The organism is Amycolatopsis sp. CB00013, from assembly GCF_001905755.1.
Taxonomy (GTDB): domain Bacteria; phylum Actinomycetota; class Actinomycetes; order Mycobacteriales; family Pseudonocardiaceae; genus Amycolatopsis; species Amycolatopsis japonica.
In genome coordinates, this window is the sequence record NZ_LIWC01000003.1 from 879434 (window position 1) to 897786 (window position 18353).

Annotated in this window: 14 protein-coding genes; 9 read left to right on the forward strand and 5 right to left on the reverse strand. The window is 69.3% G+C overall.

Translation table 11 applies throughout. The features are described 5' to 3' along the window. Window position 1 precedes the first annotated feature (1 nt). Together AMK34_RS43255 and AMK34_RS23695 are read left to right on the forward strand one after the other, a co-directional pair. Entirely contained in the window at window positions 2–748 is a 747-nt protein-coding gene (locus AMK34_RS43255) for a DUF742 domain-containing protein (RefSeq protein ID WP_174492048.1), read from the forward strand. A 28-nt stretch (window positions 749–776) separates the two neighbouring features. Further along, entirely contained in the window at window positions 777–1340 is a 564-nt protein-coding gene (locus AMK34_RS23695) for a GTP-binding protein (protein WP_007033694.1), read from the forward strand. A 37-nt stretch (window positions 1341–1377) separates the two neighbouring features. On the opposite strand, the gene AMK34_RS23700 is transcribed toward AMK34_RS23695, so the two are convergent. The 3 genes from AMK34_RS23700 to AMK34_RS23710 all read right to left on the reverse strand — a co-directional run bounded on the left by AMK34_RS23700 (window position 1378) and on the right by AMK34_RS23710 (window position 3062). Beyond that, complete coding sequence (locus AMK34_RS23700; protein ID WP_073846814.1) at window positions 1378–1935, reverse strand: dihydrofolate reductase family protein; 558 nt, start codon at window positions 1933–1935, stop codon at window positions 1378–1380. 142 nt (window positions 1936–2077) lie between these two features. After that, window positions 2078–2731 (reverse strand): DUF899 domain-containing protein, encoded by a 654-nt coding sequence (locus tag AMK34_RS23705; protein WP_073846815.1) that lies wholly within the window; start codon window positions 2729–2731, stop codon window positions 2078–2080. After that, the gene (locus tag AMK34_RS23710) at window positions 2724–3062 is read right to left on the reverse strand and encodes an ArsR/SmtB family transcription factor (protein WP_038516088.1); all 339 of its coding nucleotides are present in this window, start codon (window positions 3060–3062) and stop codon (window positions 2724–2726) included. The genes AMK34_RS23705 and AMK34_RS23710 overlap by 8 nt, the downstream gene beginning before the upstream one ends. 135 nt (window positions 3063–3197) lie before the next feature. Here AMK34_RS23710 and icmF point away from each other — a divergent pair, with 135 nt between their 5' ends. From icmF to AMK34_RS23725, 3 genes are read left to right on the forward strand one after another with little or no spacing between them, the layout of a single operon-like run. After that, window positions 3198–6434, forward strand: a complete 3237-nt coding sequence (gene icmF, locus AMK34_RS23715) for a fused isobutyryl-CoA mutase/GTPase IcmF (RefSeq protein WP_073846816.1) — start codon at window positions 3198–3200, stop codon at window positions 6432–6434. Between the two features lie 43 nt (window positions 6435–6477). Further along, on the forward strand, window positions 6478–7323 hold the full coding sequence (locus AMK34_RS23720) for an LLM class F420-dependent oxidoreductase (RefSeq protein WP_038516081.1): 846 nt from the start codon (window positions 6478–6480) through the stop codon (window positions 7321–7323). Further along, complete coding sequence (locus AMK34_RS23725; RefSeq protein ID WP_073846817.1) at window positions 7320–8309, forward strand: TIGR03557 family F420-dependent LLM class oxidoreductase; 990 nt, start codon at window positions 7320–7322, stop codon at window positions 8307–8309. Before AMK34_RS23720 ends, AMK34_RS23725 begins: the two co-directional genes overlap by 4 nt. Before the next feature lie 60 nt (window positions 8310–8369). On the opposite strand, the gene kstR is transcribed toward AMK34_RS23725, so the two are convergent. Then, a complete protein-coding gene (gene kstR, locus AMK34_RS23730; protein ID WP_038523880.1) occupies window positions 8370–9017 on the reverse strand; it encodes a cholesterol catabolism transcriptional regulator KstR in 648 nt (215 codons plus the stop codon). A gap of 145 nt (window positions 9018–9162) precedes the next feature. On the opposite strand from kstR, the gene AMK34_RS23735 reads away from it, so the two are divergent. The 3 genes from AMK34_RS23735 (at window position 9163) to AMK34_RS23745 (ending at window position 15303) form a co-directional block, all read left to right on the forward strand. Continuing rightward, window positions 9163–11238, forward strand: a complete 2076-nt coding sequence (locus AMK34_RS23735; RefSeq protein ID WP_073846818.1) for an acyl-CoA dehydrogenase — start codon at window positions 9163–9165, stop codon at window positions 11236–11238. A 115-nt stretch (window positions 11239–11353) separates the two neighbouring features. Next, window positions 11354–14119 carry a DEAD/DEAH box helicase gene (locus tag AMK34_RS23740; RefSeq protein WP_083649971.1) on the forward strand — a complete coding sequence of 922 codons (2766 nt, stop codon included), beginning with the start codon at window positions 11354–11356 and terminating at the stop codon, window positions 14117–14119. Next, window positions 14119–15303: an SWIM zinc finger family protein gene (locus AMK34_RS23745; RefSeq protein ID WP_073846820.1), complete on the forward strand. Its 1185-nt coding sequence runs from the start codon at window positions 14119–14121 to the stop codon at window positions 15301–15303. The genes AMK34_RS23740 and AMK34_RS23745 overlap by 1 nt, the downstream gene beginning before the upstream one ends. 341 nt (window positions 15304–15644) lie before the next feature. Here the strand turns inward: AMK34_RS23745 and AMK34_RS23750 are convergent, their stop codons facing one another. After that, window positions 15645–16886 (reverse strand): alpha/beta hydrolase, encoded by a 1242-nt coding sequence (locus tag AMK34_RS23750; RefSeq protein ID WP_073846821.1) that lies wholly within the window; start codon window positions 16884–16886, stop codon window positions 15645–15647. 66 nt (window positions 16887–16952) lie between these two features. Here AMK34_RS23750 and AMK34_RS23755 point away from each other — a divergent pair, with 66 nt between their 5' ends. Beyond that, complete coding sequence (locus AMK34_RS23755) at window positions 16953–18344, forward strand: WS/DGAT/MGAT family O-acyltransferase (protein WP_073846822.1); 1392 nt, start codon at window positions 16953–16955, stop codon at window positions 18342–18344. The last annotated feature ends 9 nt before the right edge of the window (window positions 18345–18353 follow it).

An 18353-nucleotide genomic window follows, 5' to 3' on the forward strand; every position in this document is an offset into this window, starting at 1 on the left:
GATGAGCACCGGATCCGGATCCTTCGGCGAGCCGCCGGGGACGGGTGAACACCAGCCTCCGCACGCGGGGGCTGTCAATGCCGCCGGTTCACGGGACGACGGCACGTTCGCCGACGTCCTGAACGGCTTCACCTTGGATTCGGGTCGTGGTCGTCGGAAGCGCAAGAAGAGCAAGCAGTCAGAGGATTCCCAGGTGGGCGGGGCACACGCCACCGGGGAACCGGCAGTCCCGCAGCCGACCGATCAAGGAGACCGCGTGACCTCACTTGCCTCTCCACCCGACAGCGGCGCAGGTGCCGTCGGGCCGAGACCAGGTGGTCTTTTCGACCCGGGCCCACCCAGCGGCGAGTTCATCATGCCCGCCGTCTTCGAGCAGGCGCCGTCGCCGCTCGAAGAGACGGCGATCGTCCGTCCCTATGCCCTCACCGGGGGCCGGACCAAGGCGAACTACGCTCTCGAGCTGGAGACCCTCATCTCCACCAAGGACCATGTCGCGGCGGGTAGCCTCCCCGCGGTGGCCGCGGACCAGATCGAGTGCGTTTCGATCATCGAGGAGTGCCGCACCCCGCGTTCGGTCGCCGAGATCGCGGCTACCCTGCGCGTACCACTGGGTGTGGCACGCGTGCTGATCAGCGACGCGGCGGACGCGGGGCTGGTCAGCGTGCACAAGACGATTTCGGGCAATGACGGCGCCGAGGCACATCTGGTGTTGATGGAAAGGGTTTTGAGTGGACTCCGTCGGCTTTAAGGCACCGCGGGAAACCGCGCCCCCGACCATGACATCCGCGAAGATCGTCGTGGCGGGTGGCTTCGGTGCGGGCAAGACGACCTTCGTCGGTTCGGTGTCGGAGATCGTCCCGCTCACCACCGAGGCGATGATGACGGACGCCAGTCGGGGGATCGACAACCTCGACCAGACGCCCAACAAATCGACCACCACGGTCGCGATGGACTTCGGCCGGGTCTCCCTGGACGCGGACCTGATCCTCTACCTGTTCGGCACGCCCGGGCAGCAGCGGTTCTGGTTCATGTGGGACGACCTCGTCCGCGGCGCGATCGGCGCCGTGGTGCTGGCCGACACGCGACGGCTGGCCGACTCGTTCGCGCCGATCGACTTCTTCGAGGACCGGGGCCTGCCCTATATCGTCGGGGTGAACACCTTCGACGGCATCCTCGAGCACGACATCAACGACGTGCGTGAAGCGCTGTCGATCGACCCCAACATCCCGATCGTCCGGTGTGACGCGCGGGAGCGGGAGTCGACGAAGCAGACGCTGATCACGCTCGTCGAGTACGCGATGCGGCAGTGGATCGCGTTGCGGGCGAGCAACGCGAGGTGATCCTGACGGCGGCAGCGTAGGGGCTGCCGCCCAGGTTTCACGCCTTTTCGTAGGTCAGCAGGACCGCGCGCCCGTCCATCGTCCGGGTGCCGGTCAGCCGCAGGTTCGTGCGCACGCCGCCGCCGAACAGCTGCTTGCCGCCGCCGAGCACCACCGGGTGCACGACGACGTGGGCCTCGTCGATCAGGCCGCGGTCCGACAGCGCGGTGGCGAGTTCGGTCCCGCCCATCAGCAGCAGATCCTTACCGGGCCTGCTTTTGAGTTCGGTGACCCGTTCGGTGAGGTCACCGCCGATCACCTCGGTGTTCCAGCCGGCCTTGTCGAGGGTCCGGGAGAACACGATCTTCGGCGTCTCGCGCCAGATCGGGGCGTACTCCAGGTCGTGCGGGTGGTCCGAGATCGTCTCGGCCTCCGGCCAGTACGACGACATCATCTCCCAGACGCGCCGCCCGTAGACGAGGGTGTCGGCGCGGCCGGTGAGTTCCTTGGAGTGGCCGGACAGGTCGGAGCCCATCTCGGCCCAGTCGAACTCGCCCTTCGGCCCTTCGATGTGGCCGTCGAGCGAGGTGTGGACGGCGTAGACGAGCTTGCGCATGGCTTGATCCCTTCGGTGTGGCGCCCGCCTCCAGGCGCCGGACACCAAGGGGTCGGAGCGGCTGCCGGGTTCTCGACACACCTTCCCGCATTTAGTCCTCTGAATGCGCCCAGGCGCATTCAGAGGACTAAATGCGGGAGGCTCAGTACTCGTCGTGGCGCTTCCACCAGTGCCCGGGGCCGTCGGTCCCGCGGCCGGCCTCCTCCCAGGCCTCCTGCCGCCCGAGCGGCGTCAGGTCCAGGTAGCGCAGCGTCCCCACCAGCTGATCCGCGCCGCGACCGGTGGTGAAATACGTGCGGAACACGTCGTCGCCGTCGCGCAGGAAGACGCTGACGCCGAAGCCGCCGTCGATACCGGAGTCCGGGTTGAAGGAGTCGACGGTCGAGACCCAGGGCATGGTCCAGCCCATGCGCTCCTTGTATCGCTCGATCTCGGGCAGCGACGCCGGCGCGACCACGTACAGCGTGGTGTCGCGGGCGTGCAGATGGGCGGGGTGTCCGATGTTGTCCACGAGCATCGAGCAGCCGGGGCAGCCCGCCTTCTGCCCCGGGCCGAGCATGAAGTGGTAGACGATCAGCTGACGTCGACCCTCGAAGAGGTCCAGCAGGGTCATCCTGCCCTGGGGGCCTTCGAATTCGTATCCGCCGTCGAAGCGGACCATCGGCAGGCGTCGCCGTTCGGCGGCGACCGCGTCCGCGGCACGGGTGAGTTCTTTTTCCTTCGCCAGCAACGCGTCTCGGGCGATCCGCCATTCGTCGGCCGAGACGATCGACGGCAGGGTGGCGGTCTCAGGCATCGTGTTCGCCTTTCTGAAGTTCGGCCAGGTGTTCTTCCATGCGGTCGAAACCGCCTTCCCAGAAGCGCCGGTAGCGCTCGACCCACGCGGAGACGTCGCCGAGCGGGGCGGCCTCCAGCCGGCAGGGCCGCCATTGCGCCGTCCGGCTCCGGCTGATCAAGCCCGCGCGCTCGAGGACCTTGAGGTGTTTCGAGACGGCTTGGAGGCTGACCGGAAAGGGTTCGGCCAGCTCGTTGACACTGGCCTCGCCGGTGGCGAGCCGGGCGAGGATCGCCCGCCGGGTGGGGTCCGCCAGTGCGGCGAACGTGGCGCTGAGCTGATCAGTGGTCATCGCTGCTCAATCAATCGGTTGTTTAACCTTCGGGTTGAATATACTGGTGCGCGTCGATCTGTCAAGGACGAGTGAGAGCGCCATCACGGGAGTGGATGGGTTTAAAACAGTAGGAAGTCCTAGTATTTTGGAGGGATGAGCAGCGATCTGCACCGGCCCGTGAACCCCGTTCGCTTCGTGACGGCGTCGAGCCTCTTCGACGGACACGACGCGTCCATCAACATCATGCGGCGGATCCTGCAGTCGCAGGGCGCGGAGGTCGTGCACCTCGGGCACAACCGGTCGGTCGACGAGGTCGCCACCGCGGCCATCGCCGAGGACGTCCAAGGTGTGGCCATCAGCGCCTACCAGGGCGGGCACGTCGAGTACTTCTCGTACCTGGTCGAGCTGCTCAACGAGCGCGGCGCGGGGCATATCAAGGTGTTCGGCGGCGGTGGCGGCGTCATCGTCCGCGAGGAGATCGACCTGCTGCACTCGCGGGGTGTCGCGCGGATCTTCTCGCCGGAAGACGGCTACGAGATGGGCCTCCCGGGCATGATCAACCTGATGATCAAGGCCTGCGACACCGATCTCGCGGCACAATCGCCCGGCTCGCTCGACAAACTGCTTTCGGGTGACATCCCGGCGTTGTCCCGGGTCATCACGCAGCTCCAGCGCGAATCGCTGCCGCAGGAGCTGCTCGGCAAGATCACGGAGACCGCCAAGTCGCGGACCGTGCCGGTCCTCGGCATCACCGGGACGGGTGGTTCGGGCAAGTCGTCGCTCACCGACGAGCTGATCCGCCGGTTCCGGCTGGATCAGGAGGACAAGCTCCGCATCGCCGTGCTGGCCGTCGACCCGTCGCGCCGCAAGGGTGGGGGAGCGCTGCTCGGCGACCGTATCCGGATGAACTGCCTCGACGGCAGCCCGGTCTACTTCCGGTCCCTCGCCACGCGGACCACCAGCGGCGAGATCCCCACCGGGCTTTCCGAGTCCATCCTCGCCTGCAAGGCGGCGGGCTTCGATCTCGTGATCGTCGAGACGCCCGGTATCGGCCAGGGCGACGCCGGCATCGTCGACTACGTGGACCAGTCGCTGTACGTCATGACGCCGGAGTTCGGCGCGGCGTCGCAGCTGGAGAAGATCGACATGCTCGACTTCGCCGACGCGGTGGCGATCAACAAGTTCGAGCGCCGCGGCGCCGAAGACGCCCGTCGCGACGTCGCGCGCCAGCTCGTGCGCAACCGCGAGGCGTTCAGCTCCTCGCCCGAGGACATGCCGGTCTACGGCACCAGCGCCGCGAAGTTCAACGACGACGGCGTCACCGCGCTTTACCAGCACCTGCGCGACACCCTCGCTGAACGCGGCCTGACCGTATCGCCCGGCGTGCTCCCGAAGGTCGAGGGCAAGGTCTCCACCGACGCCAGCACGATCATCCCGGCGAACCGGACGCGCTATCTCGCGGAGATCTCCGAGACCGTCCGCGGTTACCACACCAAGACCGAGCAGCAGGTCGCCGCGCTGCGCAAACGCGAGCACCTCGCCGCCGCCAAGGAGGCGCTGGCCGCCGTCGACGCGAGCACCGACGCGCTCGACGGCCTGCTCGCCGCCGCCGAGTCCGATGTGGACGGAGAATCGACGAATCTCCTGGCGCGCTTCCAGGAGCTGGCCGAGTCCTACCGCGCCGACGAGCTGGTCGTGAAGATCCGCGACAAGGAGCTGCGCACCCAGCTCTGGCGCGACACGCTGTCCGGCAACCGGATCCCGCGCGTGGCGCTGCCGCGCTACACCGAATCCGGCGAGCTGCTGTCGTTCCTGCGCCGCGAGCACCTGCCCGGATACTTCCCTTACACCGCGGGTGTCTTCCCGTTCAAGCGCGAGGGTGAGGACCCGGCGCGCATGTTCGCCGGCGAGGGCGACCCGTTCCGGACCAACAAGCGGTTCAAGCTCCTGTCGGCCGATTCCGACGCGAAGCGTCTTTCGACCGCCTTCGACTCGGTGACGCTGTACGGGCACGACCCGCACACCCGCCCCGACATCTACGGCAAGGTCGGCACCTCGGGCGTGTCCATCGCGACGCTGGAGGACATGGAGGTGCTCTACGACGGCTTCGACCTGACGTCGCCGAGCACGTCGGTGTCGATGACGATCAACGGGCCGGCGCCGACGATCCTCGCGTTCTTCCTCAACACCGCGATCGACCAGCGCGTCGAGGCGTTCAAGGCCGAGCACGGCCGCGAGCCGTCCGAAACCGAGGCCGCCGAACTGCGCGAATGGGCGCTGCGCAACGTCCGCGGCACTGTGCAGGCGGACATCCTCAAGGAGGACCAGGGGCAGAACACCTGCATCTTCTCCACCGAGTTCAGCCTGCGCATGATGGCCGACATCCAGGAATGGTTCATCGAGCACGGCGTCCGGAACTTCTACTCGGTGTCGATCTCCGGCTATCACATCGCGGAGGCCGGGGCGAACCCGATCTCGCAGCTGGCGTTCACCCTGTCGAACGGTTTCACCTACGTCGAAAGCTATCTCGCGCGCGGGATGGACATCGACGACTTCGCGCCGAACCTGTCGTTCTTCTTCTCCAACGGCATGGACGCCGAGTACTCGGTGCTGGGCCGGGTCGCGCGCCGGATCTGGGCGGTCGCGATGCGGGAGCGCTACGGCGCCAACGAGCGCTCGCAGAAGCTCAAGTACCACGTGCAGACCTCCGGCCGGTCGCTGCACGCGCAGGAGATGAGCTTCAACGACATCCGCACCACGCTGCAGGCGCTGTGCGCGCTCTACGACAACGCGAACTCCTTGCACACCAACGCTTTCGACGAGGCGATCACCACGCCGTCGGAGAGCTCGGTGCGGCGCGCGATGGCCATCCAGATGATCATCAACAAGGAATGGGGCCTGTCGAAGAACGAGAACCCGCTGCAGGGCTCGTTCATCATCGACGAACTGACCGACCTGGTCGAAGAGGCCGTGCTGCTGGAGTTCGACCGGATCTCCGAGCGCGGCGGGGTGCTGGGCGCGATGGAGACCGGCTACCAGCGCGGCAAGATCCAGGACGAGTCGATCCTCTACGAACGCCAGAAGCACGACGGCACGCTGCCGATCGTCGGCGTCAACACCTTCCGCAACCCGAACGGCGGCGAGAACGACGTCGAGGTGGAACTCGCGCGGGCGACCGAGGACGAGAAGCGTTCGCAGCTGGAGCGGCTCGAGGACTTCCAGACCCGTCACCACGCCGAGGCGCAGGTCGCGCTCAAGACGCTGCGCGAGGCCGCGACCCGCGGCGGCAACCTGTTCGGTGTCCTGATGGACGCGGCGCGGGTGTGCTCGCTGGGCCAGATCACCGAGGCGTTCTTCGAAGTGGGCGGGCAGTACCGGCGCAACGTCTAGCGGCACGGGAATATCGCGGCGCGTGTCCGGGTAGTTGCTGGACATGGAGATCGGAATCGCCACCTTCATCACCGATGAAGGCATCAGGCCGGACGTCCTCGCCGCTGCAGCCGAAGAGCGCGGGTTCAGCTCGCTCCACCTCGCGGAGCATTCGCATATCCCGGTCAGCCGGGAAACGCCCTATCCGGGCGGTGGCGAACTGCCGCGCGTGTACTACCGGACCCTGGACCCGTTCGTCGCGCTGACGGCGGCGGCAGGGGCCACGTCGACCCTGAAGCTGGGGACGGGCGTCGCGTTGCTGCAGCAGCGCGACGTCATCCATACGGCGAAGGAGGTCGCTTCGCTGGACCTGGTTTCGCGAGGCCGGTTCGTCTTCGGCGTCGGCGTCGGATGGAACCGGGAGGAAATGCGCAATCACGGCACGGATCCGCGCACCCGCGGCGCGCTCGTCGACGAGCAGCTCGCCGCGCTGAAGGAGATCTGGACGAAGGACGAGGCCGAATTCCACGGCGAGCACGTCGACTTCGACCCGATCTTCGCGTGGCCGAAGCCGGTGCAGAAACCGCATCCGCCCATCTACATCGGCGGCGCGGGGGAGAAGGCGATGCGGCGGATCGCCAAGTACGGCGACGGCTGGCTGCCGCACGCGTACACCCCGCCGGAGGAGCTCCGCCGGGCACGTCAGTGGCTGGCCGACCAGGGGCGTGAGGACATCAAGTTCTCGGCCTTCGGTGCCATGCCGGAAGAGGACGCGCTGGCCAGGCTCGCCGAGGGCGGCGTCGACGAGGCGACGCTCTTCCTGCCGACCGAGCCCGAAGCGGCGACACTGGACCGACTCGACCAGTTCGCGAAGGTCGCCGAGAGCTTTCGAAAGGGGCAGCAGGCGTGACTGAGGTTCAAATCGGCTTGGCCGCGGCGTTGGAGCAGTTCTCTCCGCGCGAGTCGATCCGGCTGGCCGCGCTGGCCGAACAGCACGGGTTCTCCGGCCAGATGGCAGCCGACCACTTCCAGCCGTGGGTCCCTCAACAGGGTGAAGCGTCGTTCGTGTGGAGCGTGCTCGCGTCGTTGGCGGAGAACACCACGGGCGACCTCGGGCCGGGCGTGACGTGCCCGTCGTTCCGGCTGCACCCGTCGATGGTCGCGCAGGCCGCGGCGACGCTGGAGGCGACCTATCCGGGCCGGACCTGGCTCGGTATCGGGTCCGGCGAAGCGCTCAACGAGCACATCATCGGCGGCTACTGGCCCGAAGCGCCCGAGCGGGTCCGGCGGATGTTCGAGGCGCTCGAAGTCATCCGGAAGCTGTTCAGCGGCAAGGACGTCAAGCACAGCGGCGAGTTCTTCAAGCTGCACACCACCCGGCTGTGGACGCTGCCGGACGAGCCGCCGCCGATCTACATCGCGTCGGCCGGGCCGTACACCTCGCGCAAGACCGGTGAGCTCGCGGACGGGCTGATCACGCCGGGCGCGTCGATCGAGAAGCTGGCGGGGATCCTCGACAACTTCGGCACCGGCGCGCGCAAGGCGGGCAAGGACCCGGACTCGATGCCGAAGCTGCTGCAGGTGCACCTGTCGTGGGCCGAGGACGACGAGACGGCGTGGGCCAACGCGCTCGACCAGTGGCCCAACGGCGGCATGAAGTTCCCGAAGGCCGACATCCGCTCGCCGTTCGACTTCGCGCAGATGGCGAAACTGGTGCGGCGTGAGGACTTCGAGGGGCGCATGGTCGTGTCGTCCGATCCGGACGTGCACCGCGCGGCGCTGCAGAAGTACGTCGACGCCGGCTTCAACCGGATCTACATCCACAACGTGGGGCGGAACCAGGACGCGTTCATCGAGACCTTCGGGCGGGACGTACTGCCCAAGCTGACCGCCTGACGCGCGCCATGAAAGGTCCTTTCCTGGCAAATTTTGCGAGGAAAGGACCTTTCATAGCGTTCAGACGTTCTTGTCCAGCAGCAGGTGCACCGACAGCTCCAGCCGGTTCGCGACGTCGGCCGCCGACGCGCGCCGGGTCACCCAGGCGACCAGGTTCGCCATCCAGACGTCGGCGATGACGTGGAAGATGTCGCGATCGGCCTCGGTCGGGTCCTCGATGCCCATGGCCTTGGCGAACATGTTCTCCATCAGCCGCCCGACCTGTTCGACCTCGGCGGCCGCGGTCGTGTCGGCGAACATGAACGCGCGGACCATCGCCTCGGTCAGGTGCGGATCCCGCTGCATCAGCCGGGTGTTGCGGCCGAGGACGAACATCAGCCGTTCGCTCGGGGTGTCGCCGGGGATGGCGGCGCGATCGAGTTTCTCCTGCGCGCGCTCGAATTCCCTGGCCAGCCCGGAAACCAGCAGGTGGATCTTGGAGGGAAAGTAGCGGTACAGCGTGCCGAGCGCGACGTCCGCCTTCTCGGCGACCGCCCGCATCTGAACGGCGTCGTACCCGCCCTTCGCGGCGAGCGTCAGGGTCGCGTCGATGATGCGGCGCCGCCGGTCGCGTTGGGCCGCGGAGCCGAGTTCCTCGCCGCCCAGCGCGGAGAGACCGTTGCCGCTTCGCGCCTTCGCGCTCGTGGGTGCCTTGGCCTTCCCTGGCATCGCCACGTCCCCCTTCGTCGGAACTTGTTCCACTTTCCTCACGTAGCGTACCTAAGCGGACGAACTGTTCAAGACGTGACCCACTGGGCAAGAAACTGTAACACGTTCTACACTCGCGGGTAGGTCCGGCGAGGAGGTCTCACCCGTGTCGATCGCGCTCACCGAAGAACAGGCGGCCCTGGCCGCGTCGATCCGCGCCTGGGCGGCGTCCGCCCGTCCCGTCGACGCCGTCCGAAGTGGCCGGATCGCCGAGCCGCCGCCAGGGCTGGCGAAACTCGGGCTGTTCGGCGTGGCGATTCCCGAAGACGTCGGTGGCGCCGGTGGCACGATCGCCGATCTGGCCGCCGGGCTCGCCGAAGCAGCCGAAGCACTCGTACCCGGGCCGGTCCTCGGGACGGCGCTGGGTGGGGCGTTGCTCGCGACGGTTCCCCAGACCGCCAAGGAGATCCTGCCCGGTCTCGCCGACGGGACCGAACGGCTGGCGGTGGTGCTGGGCGGCGGTTTCCGTATCGCGGATGGGGTGGTCGACGGCGAATCGGGACCGGCTCTCGATGTTCACCCGTCGGCGTGGACGCTGGTCTCCGACGGCACCGTGTCCGCGCTCATCCCGCCCGGAGCGTCCGGAATGGACATTCGGCAGGGCGAGCCGTTCGACCTCTCGCGGCCGGTCGGCCGGGTCCGGTGCGAAAAGGTGCAGCCCGACGTGGTTTTCGAGGCGCTGCCGGTGGATGCCTACGCCGCCACACTCGGTGCCGCCGAAGCCGCGGGAATCGCCCGATGGTGCCTCCGCACGGCTGTCGAGTACGCGAAGGTGCGGGAGCAGTTCGGCCGCCCCATCGGGTCGTTCCAGGCGATCAAACATCTGTGCGCGGAAATGCTGTGCCGGGCGGAAGCCACCGACGCGCTCGCGTGGGACGCGGCGCGGGCGGCCGAAGATCCCGCGCAGCATTCCCTCGCGGCCGCGACGGCTGCTGCTTACGCGCTCGACGCGGCCGTGGCCAACGCGAAGGACTGCATCCAGGTCCTCGGCGGTATCGGATTCACCTGGGAGCATGACGCGCACTTCTACCTGCGCCGCGCCGTCGCCCTGCGGCAGTGGCTCGGCGGTTCCGCCCGCTGGCGCCGCCGCGCGGCCGAACTCGCGCTGCGCGGTGACCGCCGGACCTTGAGCGTCGACGTCGGTGAAGACGCCGAACTCCGTGACGTGGTAAGCGAAATCGCCGCTCTGCCCGAGCCGGAACGGCGGATCGCGCTGGCCGATTCGGGTCTGCTGGCCCCGCATTGGCCCGCGCCATACGGCAGGGGCGCCACGGCCGCCGAACAACTGCGGATCGACGCCGCGCTCGACGCCGCGGGGGTCCGCCGTCCGGATCTGGTCATCGGCGGCTGGGCCGTGCCGACGTTGCTGGAACACGGCTCTCCGGCGCAGCGAGAACGTTTCGCCGCACCGACTTTGCGCGGTGAGATCACTTGGTGCCAGCTGTTCAGCGAGCCGGGGGCGGGTTCGGACCTCGCGTCGCTGCGCACGACGGCCCGGCGTGCCGACGGCGGATGGCTGCTCAACGGCCAGAAGGTGTGGACCTCGCTCGCGCGCGAAGCCGACTGGGCGATCTGCCTGGCGCGCACCGACCCGGACGCGCCGAAACACAAGGGGATCACCTACTTCCTGGTCGACATGACCGCCGACGGGATCAGTACGCGCCCCCTGCGCGAGATCACCGGCGACGCCGTCTTCAACGAGGTGTTCCTCGACGACGTGTTCGTCCCGGACGAGATGGTGGTCGGGGAGATCGACGGCGGCTGGCGGCTCGCGCGGACGACGCTGGCGAACGAACGGGTCGCCCTCGGGAGCGGTTCGGCGGTGGGGGAGGGCGTCGAAAACCTGCTCGCCACCCTGGCCGATGGCGCCGACCTGGAGGAACTCGGCGCGCTGATCGCCGACGGGAGCGCGTGTTCGGTGCTGGACCTGCGGGCGACGCTGCGGCGGCTCGACGGGCAAGACCCCGGCGCCGAGTCGAGTGTGCGCAAACTGCTGGGCGTGCGGCATCGGCAGGCGGTGGCGGAGTTCGCGCTGGAGTCGCTCGGAGAGCGCGCCCTCGTGGACGGCGACCCGGCGCAGCACGAGTTCTTGCTGACCCGGTGCCTCAGCATCGCGGGCGGGACGACCCAGGTGCTGCTGTCGCTGACGGCCGAGCGGTTGCTGGGGCTGCCCCGGTCCTGAAAGTCCCTGTCACGCCCCTTTCGCGTGCTATGAAAGGTCCTTTCCTCGCAAAATTTGCCAGGAAAGGACCTTTCATAGCACCGCCGCCCGAGGGATGTCGGTCCGGTGCTCTAGCGTGCGGGGCGTGGAGTTCGGCACAGGAACCCAGGCCACCTTCGTCCCCTCGGATCCCCCGCGGGACGGAGTGCTGGCGCTCTGGGGAGACGGCGTAGCGGGTGACACCGCGATCGAACTCGTGCTGCCGGTGGGGAAGGTCTTCCGGCGCACGAAGGTCGACGCGGCACTCGTCCCGTTGTCACGCGCGATTCCGCGGCTGCTCACCGCGGAGGGTGAGCTGAGCCCGGCCATCGCCGCGTGGTCGGCCGTAGCCGAGGCCGGGGTGAACCTCATCGCCCGCGGCAGGTTGCTGCCCGCGGCCTCACCCGGCGGGGTGGATTCGTGGCGGGTCGGCCCGCTCGACGTCGCCGACGAGGAGATGCTGCGCGGGCTCGCCGCCGCGTTGCCTCCCGAGGCGCACGCGTTGCCGTTGTCCGGGCTGAAACGGATCCGGCTGCATTCGCCGGAGTCGTTGATCCGCGCGCTCTGGGACGCGACGGCGGACGTGCTGGTCCGCACGCCCGCCGCGAGCGTGGCGGCGGGCGGTCCGGCGTTCGCGGCCGCCGAGCCGACGCTGGTCGGGCCGGACGGCGCCGCGTGGCTGGCGGAACTGAGCGCCCGGCAGGCCCAGGGCGCGCATCTCGTCCTGCGCATGGAGGTGCACGAGCCCGAAGATCCCGAAGACGAGCCCACGTTCGAGGCCGTCCTCGCCGTGCGGAGCGCCGCCGACCCGAGCCTGATCGTCGAGGCGGCGACACTATGGGACGCGCCGGAGGCGGTGCTGGAACGTATGGGTGAGCAGGTCGAGACGCAGCTGCTGCTCGGTCTGCGCCGGGGCGCCAGGGCGTGGGCGCCGCTCGGCCGCATGCTCCAGTCCGCCGCGCCGACCGGGCTGGCGCTGGACTATGACGAGGTCGTCGACCTGCTCACCCACGGGGACGCGGCGCTGGGCGGTGCCGGCATCGAAGTGCAGTGGCCGAAAGACCTTTTCGCGGGCGAACTCAAGGCGAAGGCGAGCGCGACGCAGGCCCCGGGCAGCGTCACCGGGCCCGAGTTCACGCTCAAGAGCCTGCTGCGGTTCCACTGGCGGATGAGCCTCGGCGACGAGGACCTCACCGATGCCGAGGTCACCGCGCTCGCGGAGGCGAAGCGGCCGCTGGTGCGGCTGCGGGGCAAATGGGTCAAGGTCGACGCGCGTCTGATCGCCAAGGTGCGCGCCCACCGGGCGAAGAAGCTGTCCGGGGCCGAGGCGCTGGCCGCGGCGCTCACCGGCGAACTGGAGCTGGACGGCGAAAAGGTCGAGTTCACCGCCCCGTCGGCGCTGACCGGGCTGCTCCAGCGGATCCGTGACAGCGCGGCGGAACCGATCGAGCAGCCCGCCGAACTGAAGGCCACCCTGCGGCCGTACCAGAAGGCCGGGCTCGCCTGGCTGGCGACGATGACCGGGCTCGGTCTCGGCGCCTGCCTCGCCGACGACATGGGGCTCGGCAAGACGATCCAGCTCATCTCCCTGCACCTGCACCGCCGCCCGCGCGGCGAGGGTCCGACGCTCGTCCTGTGCCCGACGTCGCTGCTGGGCAACTGGGAACGGGAGTTCGCCCGGTTCGCGCCGGACATCCCGGTGCGCCGGTTCCACGGAGGCGGGCGGCATCTCGACGAGGTCGCGCCGGACGAGGTCGTGCTCGCCACGTACGGTGTGCTCCGCCGCGATCGCGAAACACTGTCCGAAGTGGACTGGGGGATGATCGCCGCCGACGAGGCGCAGCACGTGAAGAACCCGCTTTCGGTCACCGCCAAGGAATTGCGGAAGATCCCGGCCGCCGCGAAGGTCGCGCTGACCGGGACGCCGATGGAGAACCGGCTCACCGAACTCTGGTCCATCGTCGACTGGACGACGCCGGGTCTGCTCGGTTCGCTCGACGGGTTCCGCCGCAAGGTCGCGCGTCCGATCGAGCGGGACCGGGACACCGCGGCGACCGAACGGCTCGCCGCGACCGTGCGGCCTTTCCTGTTGCGCCGCAAGAAGACCGACCCGGACATCGCGCCCGAGCTCCCGCGCAAGACCGAGACCGACCGGTTCGTCCCGCTCACCGCCGAGCAGACGACGCTGTACGAGGCCGTGGTCCGGGAGAATCTCGCGATGATCCGCGAGCTGGACGGGGTGGCCCGGCGTGGGCAGGTGCTCAAACTGCTCACCGAGCTCAAACAGATCTGCAACCACCCGGCGCAGTACCTCAAGGAACCCGGCGTGCTGCACGGCCGGTCCGGCAAGCTCGCCGCGTTCGAAGAGCTGCTCGACGTCATCCTCGACGAGGGCGACAGCGTGCTCGTGTTCAGCCAGTACGTCCAGCTGTGCCGTCTGCTGGAGAAACGCCTGGCCGAACGCGGCCTGCCGACGATGCTGCTGTCCGGGTCGAGCACGCCCAAGGTCCGGGAGGACATGGTCGCCCGGTTCCAGGCCGGCGAGGTCCCGGTGTTCCTGCTCTCGCTCAAGGCGGGCGGGGTCGGGCTCAACCTGACCAAGGCCACGCACGTGATCCACTACGACCGCTGGTGGAACCCGGCGGTCGAGGATCAGGCCACCGACCGCGCGTACCGGATCGGGCAGGACCGGCCGGTCCAGGTGCACCGGCTGATCGCCGAAGGCACGCTCGAGGAGCGCATCGCCAAGGTCTTGGAGACCAAACGCGGCCTGGCCGACGCGGTCATCGGCGCGGGCGAGGACTGGATCACCGAGCTGTCCGACGACGAACTGGCCGACCTGGTCCGGCTCGGGGAACCGTGATGCCCGGCGTGACCGGCCGGAAACGGCGCACCTTCGGCAACACGTGGTGGGGCAAGGCGTGGGTCGAGGCGCTGGAGGAACGCGCCAAACTCGACCCGAACCGACTGCCGCGAGGCCGGACGTACGCGCGCAAAGGCACCGTCAGCAAGCTCGCGGTCGGCGCGGGCGAGGTGACGGCCTGGGTGCAGGGCAGCCGGGCGGTGCCGTACCGGGTGACCATCCACATGCGGGCGTTCACCGAGCCACAGTGGGAGAGCCTGCTCGGCATGGTCGGCTCGCGGCTCGGGCACGTCGCCGCCCTCCTCGACGGCGAACTGCCCGGCGAGCTGGCCGAGGACGCGCGCACAGCCGGCGCGGATCTGCTGCCCGGCCCCGGCGATCTGCGCCCGAAGTGCTCTTGCCCGGACAGCGCGAATCCGTGCAAACACGTCGCCGCGGTGTACTACCTGGTCGCGGACGAGGTCGACGCCGATCCGTTCGTGCTGTTCCTGTTGCGCGGCAGGCCGAGGGAGGCCGTGCTCGCGGAACTGCGGTCCCGCCGCGCGCCCGCGGGCGCGCCGGGCAAGCGGGTGCGCGCTCCCGCCGCGCCCGGGGTGGACCCGAAGCGGGCCTACACCCGGCGGATCGCCGCGCTGCCGCCGCGACTGGCCGTCCCGGGCACGGTCGGGCCGCCCGCGGTCCTCGACGTCGACCCACCACACCGGACGGGCTGGAGCAGCGACACGTTCGCGGAACTGGCGGCCGATGCCGCCGCGAGGGCCTGGGAACTGCTGGTCATGGGGCCCGAGCGTGAAGCGGAGCTGTCGTTCGAGGAGGACCTCGCGCGCCGCGCGGCGGCGAGCGAGCCGCACCTGATCGCCGAACTCGCCGAAGCGGCCGGAGTGGCGTCGCGGGATCTGGCCCTGTGGGCGCAGGCCTGGCGTGAGGCGGGCCGGGGCGGGATGGCGGTGGTCCGGGAGGCGTGGCGTCCCGCGCAGGCGCCGCTCGCCCAGGCCAAGGCGGACCTCGCCGAGTCGGGGTTGCCGGGAGAGCCCAAGACCTGGCGGAACCGGATCACCCAGGGCGACCTGCAACTGCGCTACGGCCGAGACGAACGGTGGTACCGCTTCGTGCGCGACGGCGAAGGCTGGCGGGTCGACGGCCCGTCCTCCGCCCGGCCGGCCGATGTGATCTACCCGCCCTGACCTCATCTCGTGAGTGCCGGTGGCTTCGCGTGTCGTCCGTCTGATCACGCGAGTCGTCCAGCCGGTCACGCAAGTCCGCCAGTAGGTGTCCAGGACACGGTTGGCTCTCACGGTCCTTGCGGCTCACGAGACGCGCCCCACCACGCCGCTGGCCCGCTCGCTCGCCCCCGAAGTACATGAAGGGGGCCTTCATGTACTTGAGGAAGGTGCGGAGGGGCTTCACGCGCGCCCGCTGTTACTGCTGGTGCCACTGAGGCTGCAGTGGCGATCGCGTAGTCCGTGAAGGCCTCCTTGAGGGACCCAGAGTCCCTCAAGGAGGCCTTCACGGACCGGGACCGAGATCAGCCGGAGCGGCGCCGCCAGGTGCGATAGCTCCACTCCAGGAACCGTTCCACCCCGCGCACCACGTGGGCGCTGCGGATCGAGGGGAAGACGTCGAAGGCGTGCTGCGCGCCGGAGATCTCCGCGTACGCGACCTCACGCTGGGACTTGTCCCGCAGGCGCCGCACGAATTCGCGCGCCTCGCCCACCGGCACCAGCGAATCGTGGACGCCGTGGATGACGAAGAACGGCGGCGCGTCCTCGGTGATGCGGTCGAGCGGGGACGCCGCGATGTAGTCGTCGAGGAAGTTCACCGGATCCCGGTCCGCCTCGAAGACGTGCCGGGCGATGAGCGTCTTCAGCCGCGTCTGGCTGGAGCGCCGTCCGCTGGTCGCGGCGAAGTCGTACACGCCGTAGTGCGGGGCGCACGCCTGGATGCTCGTGTCGGCTTCGGTGAAGCCGGGCTGCAGCGCCGGGTCGTTGGCGGTCAGTGCCAGCAGCGCGGCGAGATGCCCGCCCGCGGATCCGCCGGTGACGGCGACGAAGGACGGGTCGCCGCCGTAGGTCTCCGCGTTGTCCCGGATCCAGGCCAGCGCGCGTTTCGCGGCGATGATGTGCGCGGGCCAGCGGGCGGCGGGGGAGAGCGGGTAGTTGATCGCGACGCAGATCCAGCCGCGTTTGGCCATGTGCAGCATCAGCGGCAGACCCTGCTGATCCTTGTTGCCGATCACCCAGGCACCGCCGTGCACCTGCAGCAGGATCGGCGCGCCGGTGACCGGTTCACGCGGGGCGTAGACGTCGAGCAGGAACCGTTTCCCGCCGGGCGCGTAGGCGACGTTGCGCGTCCGCCGGACCTCCGGGTCGCGCATGCGGAACGGCATGGCCAGCTGGCCCCACGGCGTCGCGAGGTCGGTCGGGCTCGGCGGGTGCTCGAGTTCGTCGGCGTACGCGTCACCGATGCCTTCGGTCAGCGCGGTCTCGATCTCGTCGCGGGCGCGCTGGGACTGCGCGATCAGCGTGCCGAGACCGGCCGCCGACGCCGCCGCGAGGGCGAGCCCCGCCTTGCTCGACGCGCCGCGGTGCCGGGCGACGTGCGCCGCCGCGTCGGCCGCGGTGAGCGCGAGCAGATGCGGGGCGAGCTCCCCGGTGAGCCAGCCCGCGAAGAACGCCGGGACCGCCGTCCGGGCGCCTCTCGGCGGCTTCAGCGCGTTCGCGGTGAGCACGAGCTGGAGTGCCTGTCGGACGACGAAACTCGGCTGCATGGCCACCGATCCTACCGCCGGGTGACCGCCTAGAACGGGTTGCAAAGTTCACTTAAGGTGATTCTCATGCAGAGATTGAGTGGTCTGGACGCGAGTTTTCTGTACCTGGAGACACCGGCCCAGGTACTGCACGTGTGCGGGCTGCTCACCTTGGACGGTTCGACCATGCCCGGCGGGTACGATTTCGAGCGCTTCAAGGAGAAACTGGCCGAACGGGTCGAGCTGATCCCGGCGTTCCGGCGCAAGCTACACAATCCACTCTGGAATCTCGCGCATCCGGTCTGGGTGGAGGACGAGGACTTCGACCTCGAAGCCCACGTTCACCGCATCGGCGTACCGGCGCCCGGCGACCGGCGGGAACTGGCCGAACTCTGCGCCCACATCGCGGGACAACGCCTGGACCGCGCGCAGCCGCTGTGGCAGATGCACGTCATCGAAGGCCTCGCCGACGGCGGGATCGCGGTCCTGCTGAAGATGCACCACGCCAGCGTCGACGGGGTCGGCGGCGCCAGCCTGATCGCCTCCCTCGCCGGGCTCGAACCGGACGCCCCGCCGCCGGAGATCACCCAGGACGAACGCCGCAACGCGGACGTTCCCGGCAGGCGAGCGCTGTTCGGTGCGGGGCTGACGTCGTTCGCGAAACGTCCGGTCGAGGTGGCGAAACTGCTCCCCGGCCTGCTCGAACTCGTGCCGAGATGGCTGGGCAAAGCGTTGCAGGGCAAGGGAATGCCGGTTCCGTTCACGGCGCCGCGGACGTCGTTCAACGGGACGATCACCGCGCACCGCAGTGTCGCCTACGCCTCTCTCGATCTCGACGACGTCAAACGGGTCAAGAACGCCTTCGGGGTGACCGTCAACGACGTCGTCCTCGCCGTGGTCGCCGGCGCCCTGCGGCAGTTCCTGCGGGATCGGGGCGAACTGCCGGAGGATCCGCTGGTGGCGACCGTTCCGGTGTCGGTGCACGGACGCACCGAGCGCGAGCACGGGATCAACAAGGTCTCGGCGTTCTTCGCGTCGCTGCCCACCCATCTGGAGGATCCCGCCGCGCGCGTGTTCATGCTGGCGGAATCGAACCGGCTGTCCAAGGACCATCACCACGACATCGACGCGGACATGCTCCAGGACTGGGCGCAGTTCTCGGCGGCGACCATGTTCGGGCTCGCGGTCCGCGCGTATTCCGCGCTGCGCCTGGCCGAACGGCATCCGGTGGTGCACAACCTGGTGGTCTCCAACGTGCCCGGCCCGCCGATGCCGTTGTACCTGCTGGGCTGCCGGATCACCGGGCTTCACCCCCTCGGCCCGGTGTTCCACGGCGCCGGGCTCAACATCACCGTGCTGTCCAACGCGGGCAGGGTCGACGTCGGCCTGCTCGGTGCTCGTGAACTCACCGGCGACCTGTGGCCGCTCGCCGACCATTTCGCCGACGCGCTCGCGGAACTGATCGAGGCCACCTCCTAGATCCTCCCC

Bases quoted from the DNA above. Each gene is read 5' to 3' on its own strand.
- AMK34_RS43255 (WP_174492048.1), top strand. From the start codon at position 2: ATGAGCACCGGATCCGGATCCTTCGGCGAGCCGCCGGGGACGGGTGAA.
- AMK34_RS23695 (WP_007033694.1), top strand. From the start codon at position 777: ATGACATCCGCGAAGATCGTCGTGGCGGGTGGCTTCGGTGCGGGCAAG.
- AMK34_RS23700 (WP_073846814.1), bottom strand. From the start codon at position 1,935: ATGCGCAAGCTCGTCTACGCCGTCCACACCTCGCTCGACGGCCACATC.
- AMK34_RS23705 (WP_073846815.1), bottom strand. From the start codon at position 2,731: ATGCCTGAGACCGCCACCCTGCCGTCGATCGTCTCGGCCGACGAATGG.
- AMK34_RS23710 (WP_038516088.1), bottom strand. From the start codon at position 3,062: ATGACCACTGATCAGCTCAGCGCCACGTTCGCCGCACTGGCGGACCCC.
- icmF (WP_073846816.1), top strand. From the start codon at position 3,198: ATGAGCAGCGATCTGCACCGGCCCGTGAACCCCGTTCGCTTCGTGACG.
- AMK34_RS23720 (WP_038516081.1), top strand. From the start codon at position 6,478: ATGGAGATCGGAATCGCCACCTTCATCACCGATGAAGGCATCAGGCCG.
- kstR (WP_038523880.1), bottom strand. From the start codon at position 9,017: ATGCCAGGGAAGGCCAAGGCACCCACGAGCGCGAAGGCGCGAAGCGGC.
- AMK34_RS23745 (WP_073846820.1), top strand. From the start codon at position 14,119: ATGCCCGGCGTGACCGGCCGGAAACGGCGCACCTTCGGCAACACGTGG.
- AMK34_RS23750 (WP_073846821.1), bottom strand. From the start codon at position 16,886: ATGCAGCCGAGTTTCGTCGTCCGACAGGCACTCCAGCTCGTGCTCACC.
- AMK34_RS23755 (WP_073846822.1), top strand. From the start codon at position 16,953: ATGCAGAGATTGAGTGGTCTGGACGCGAGTTTTCTGTACCTGGAGACA.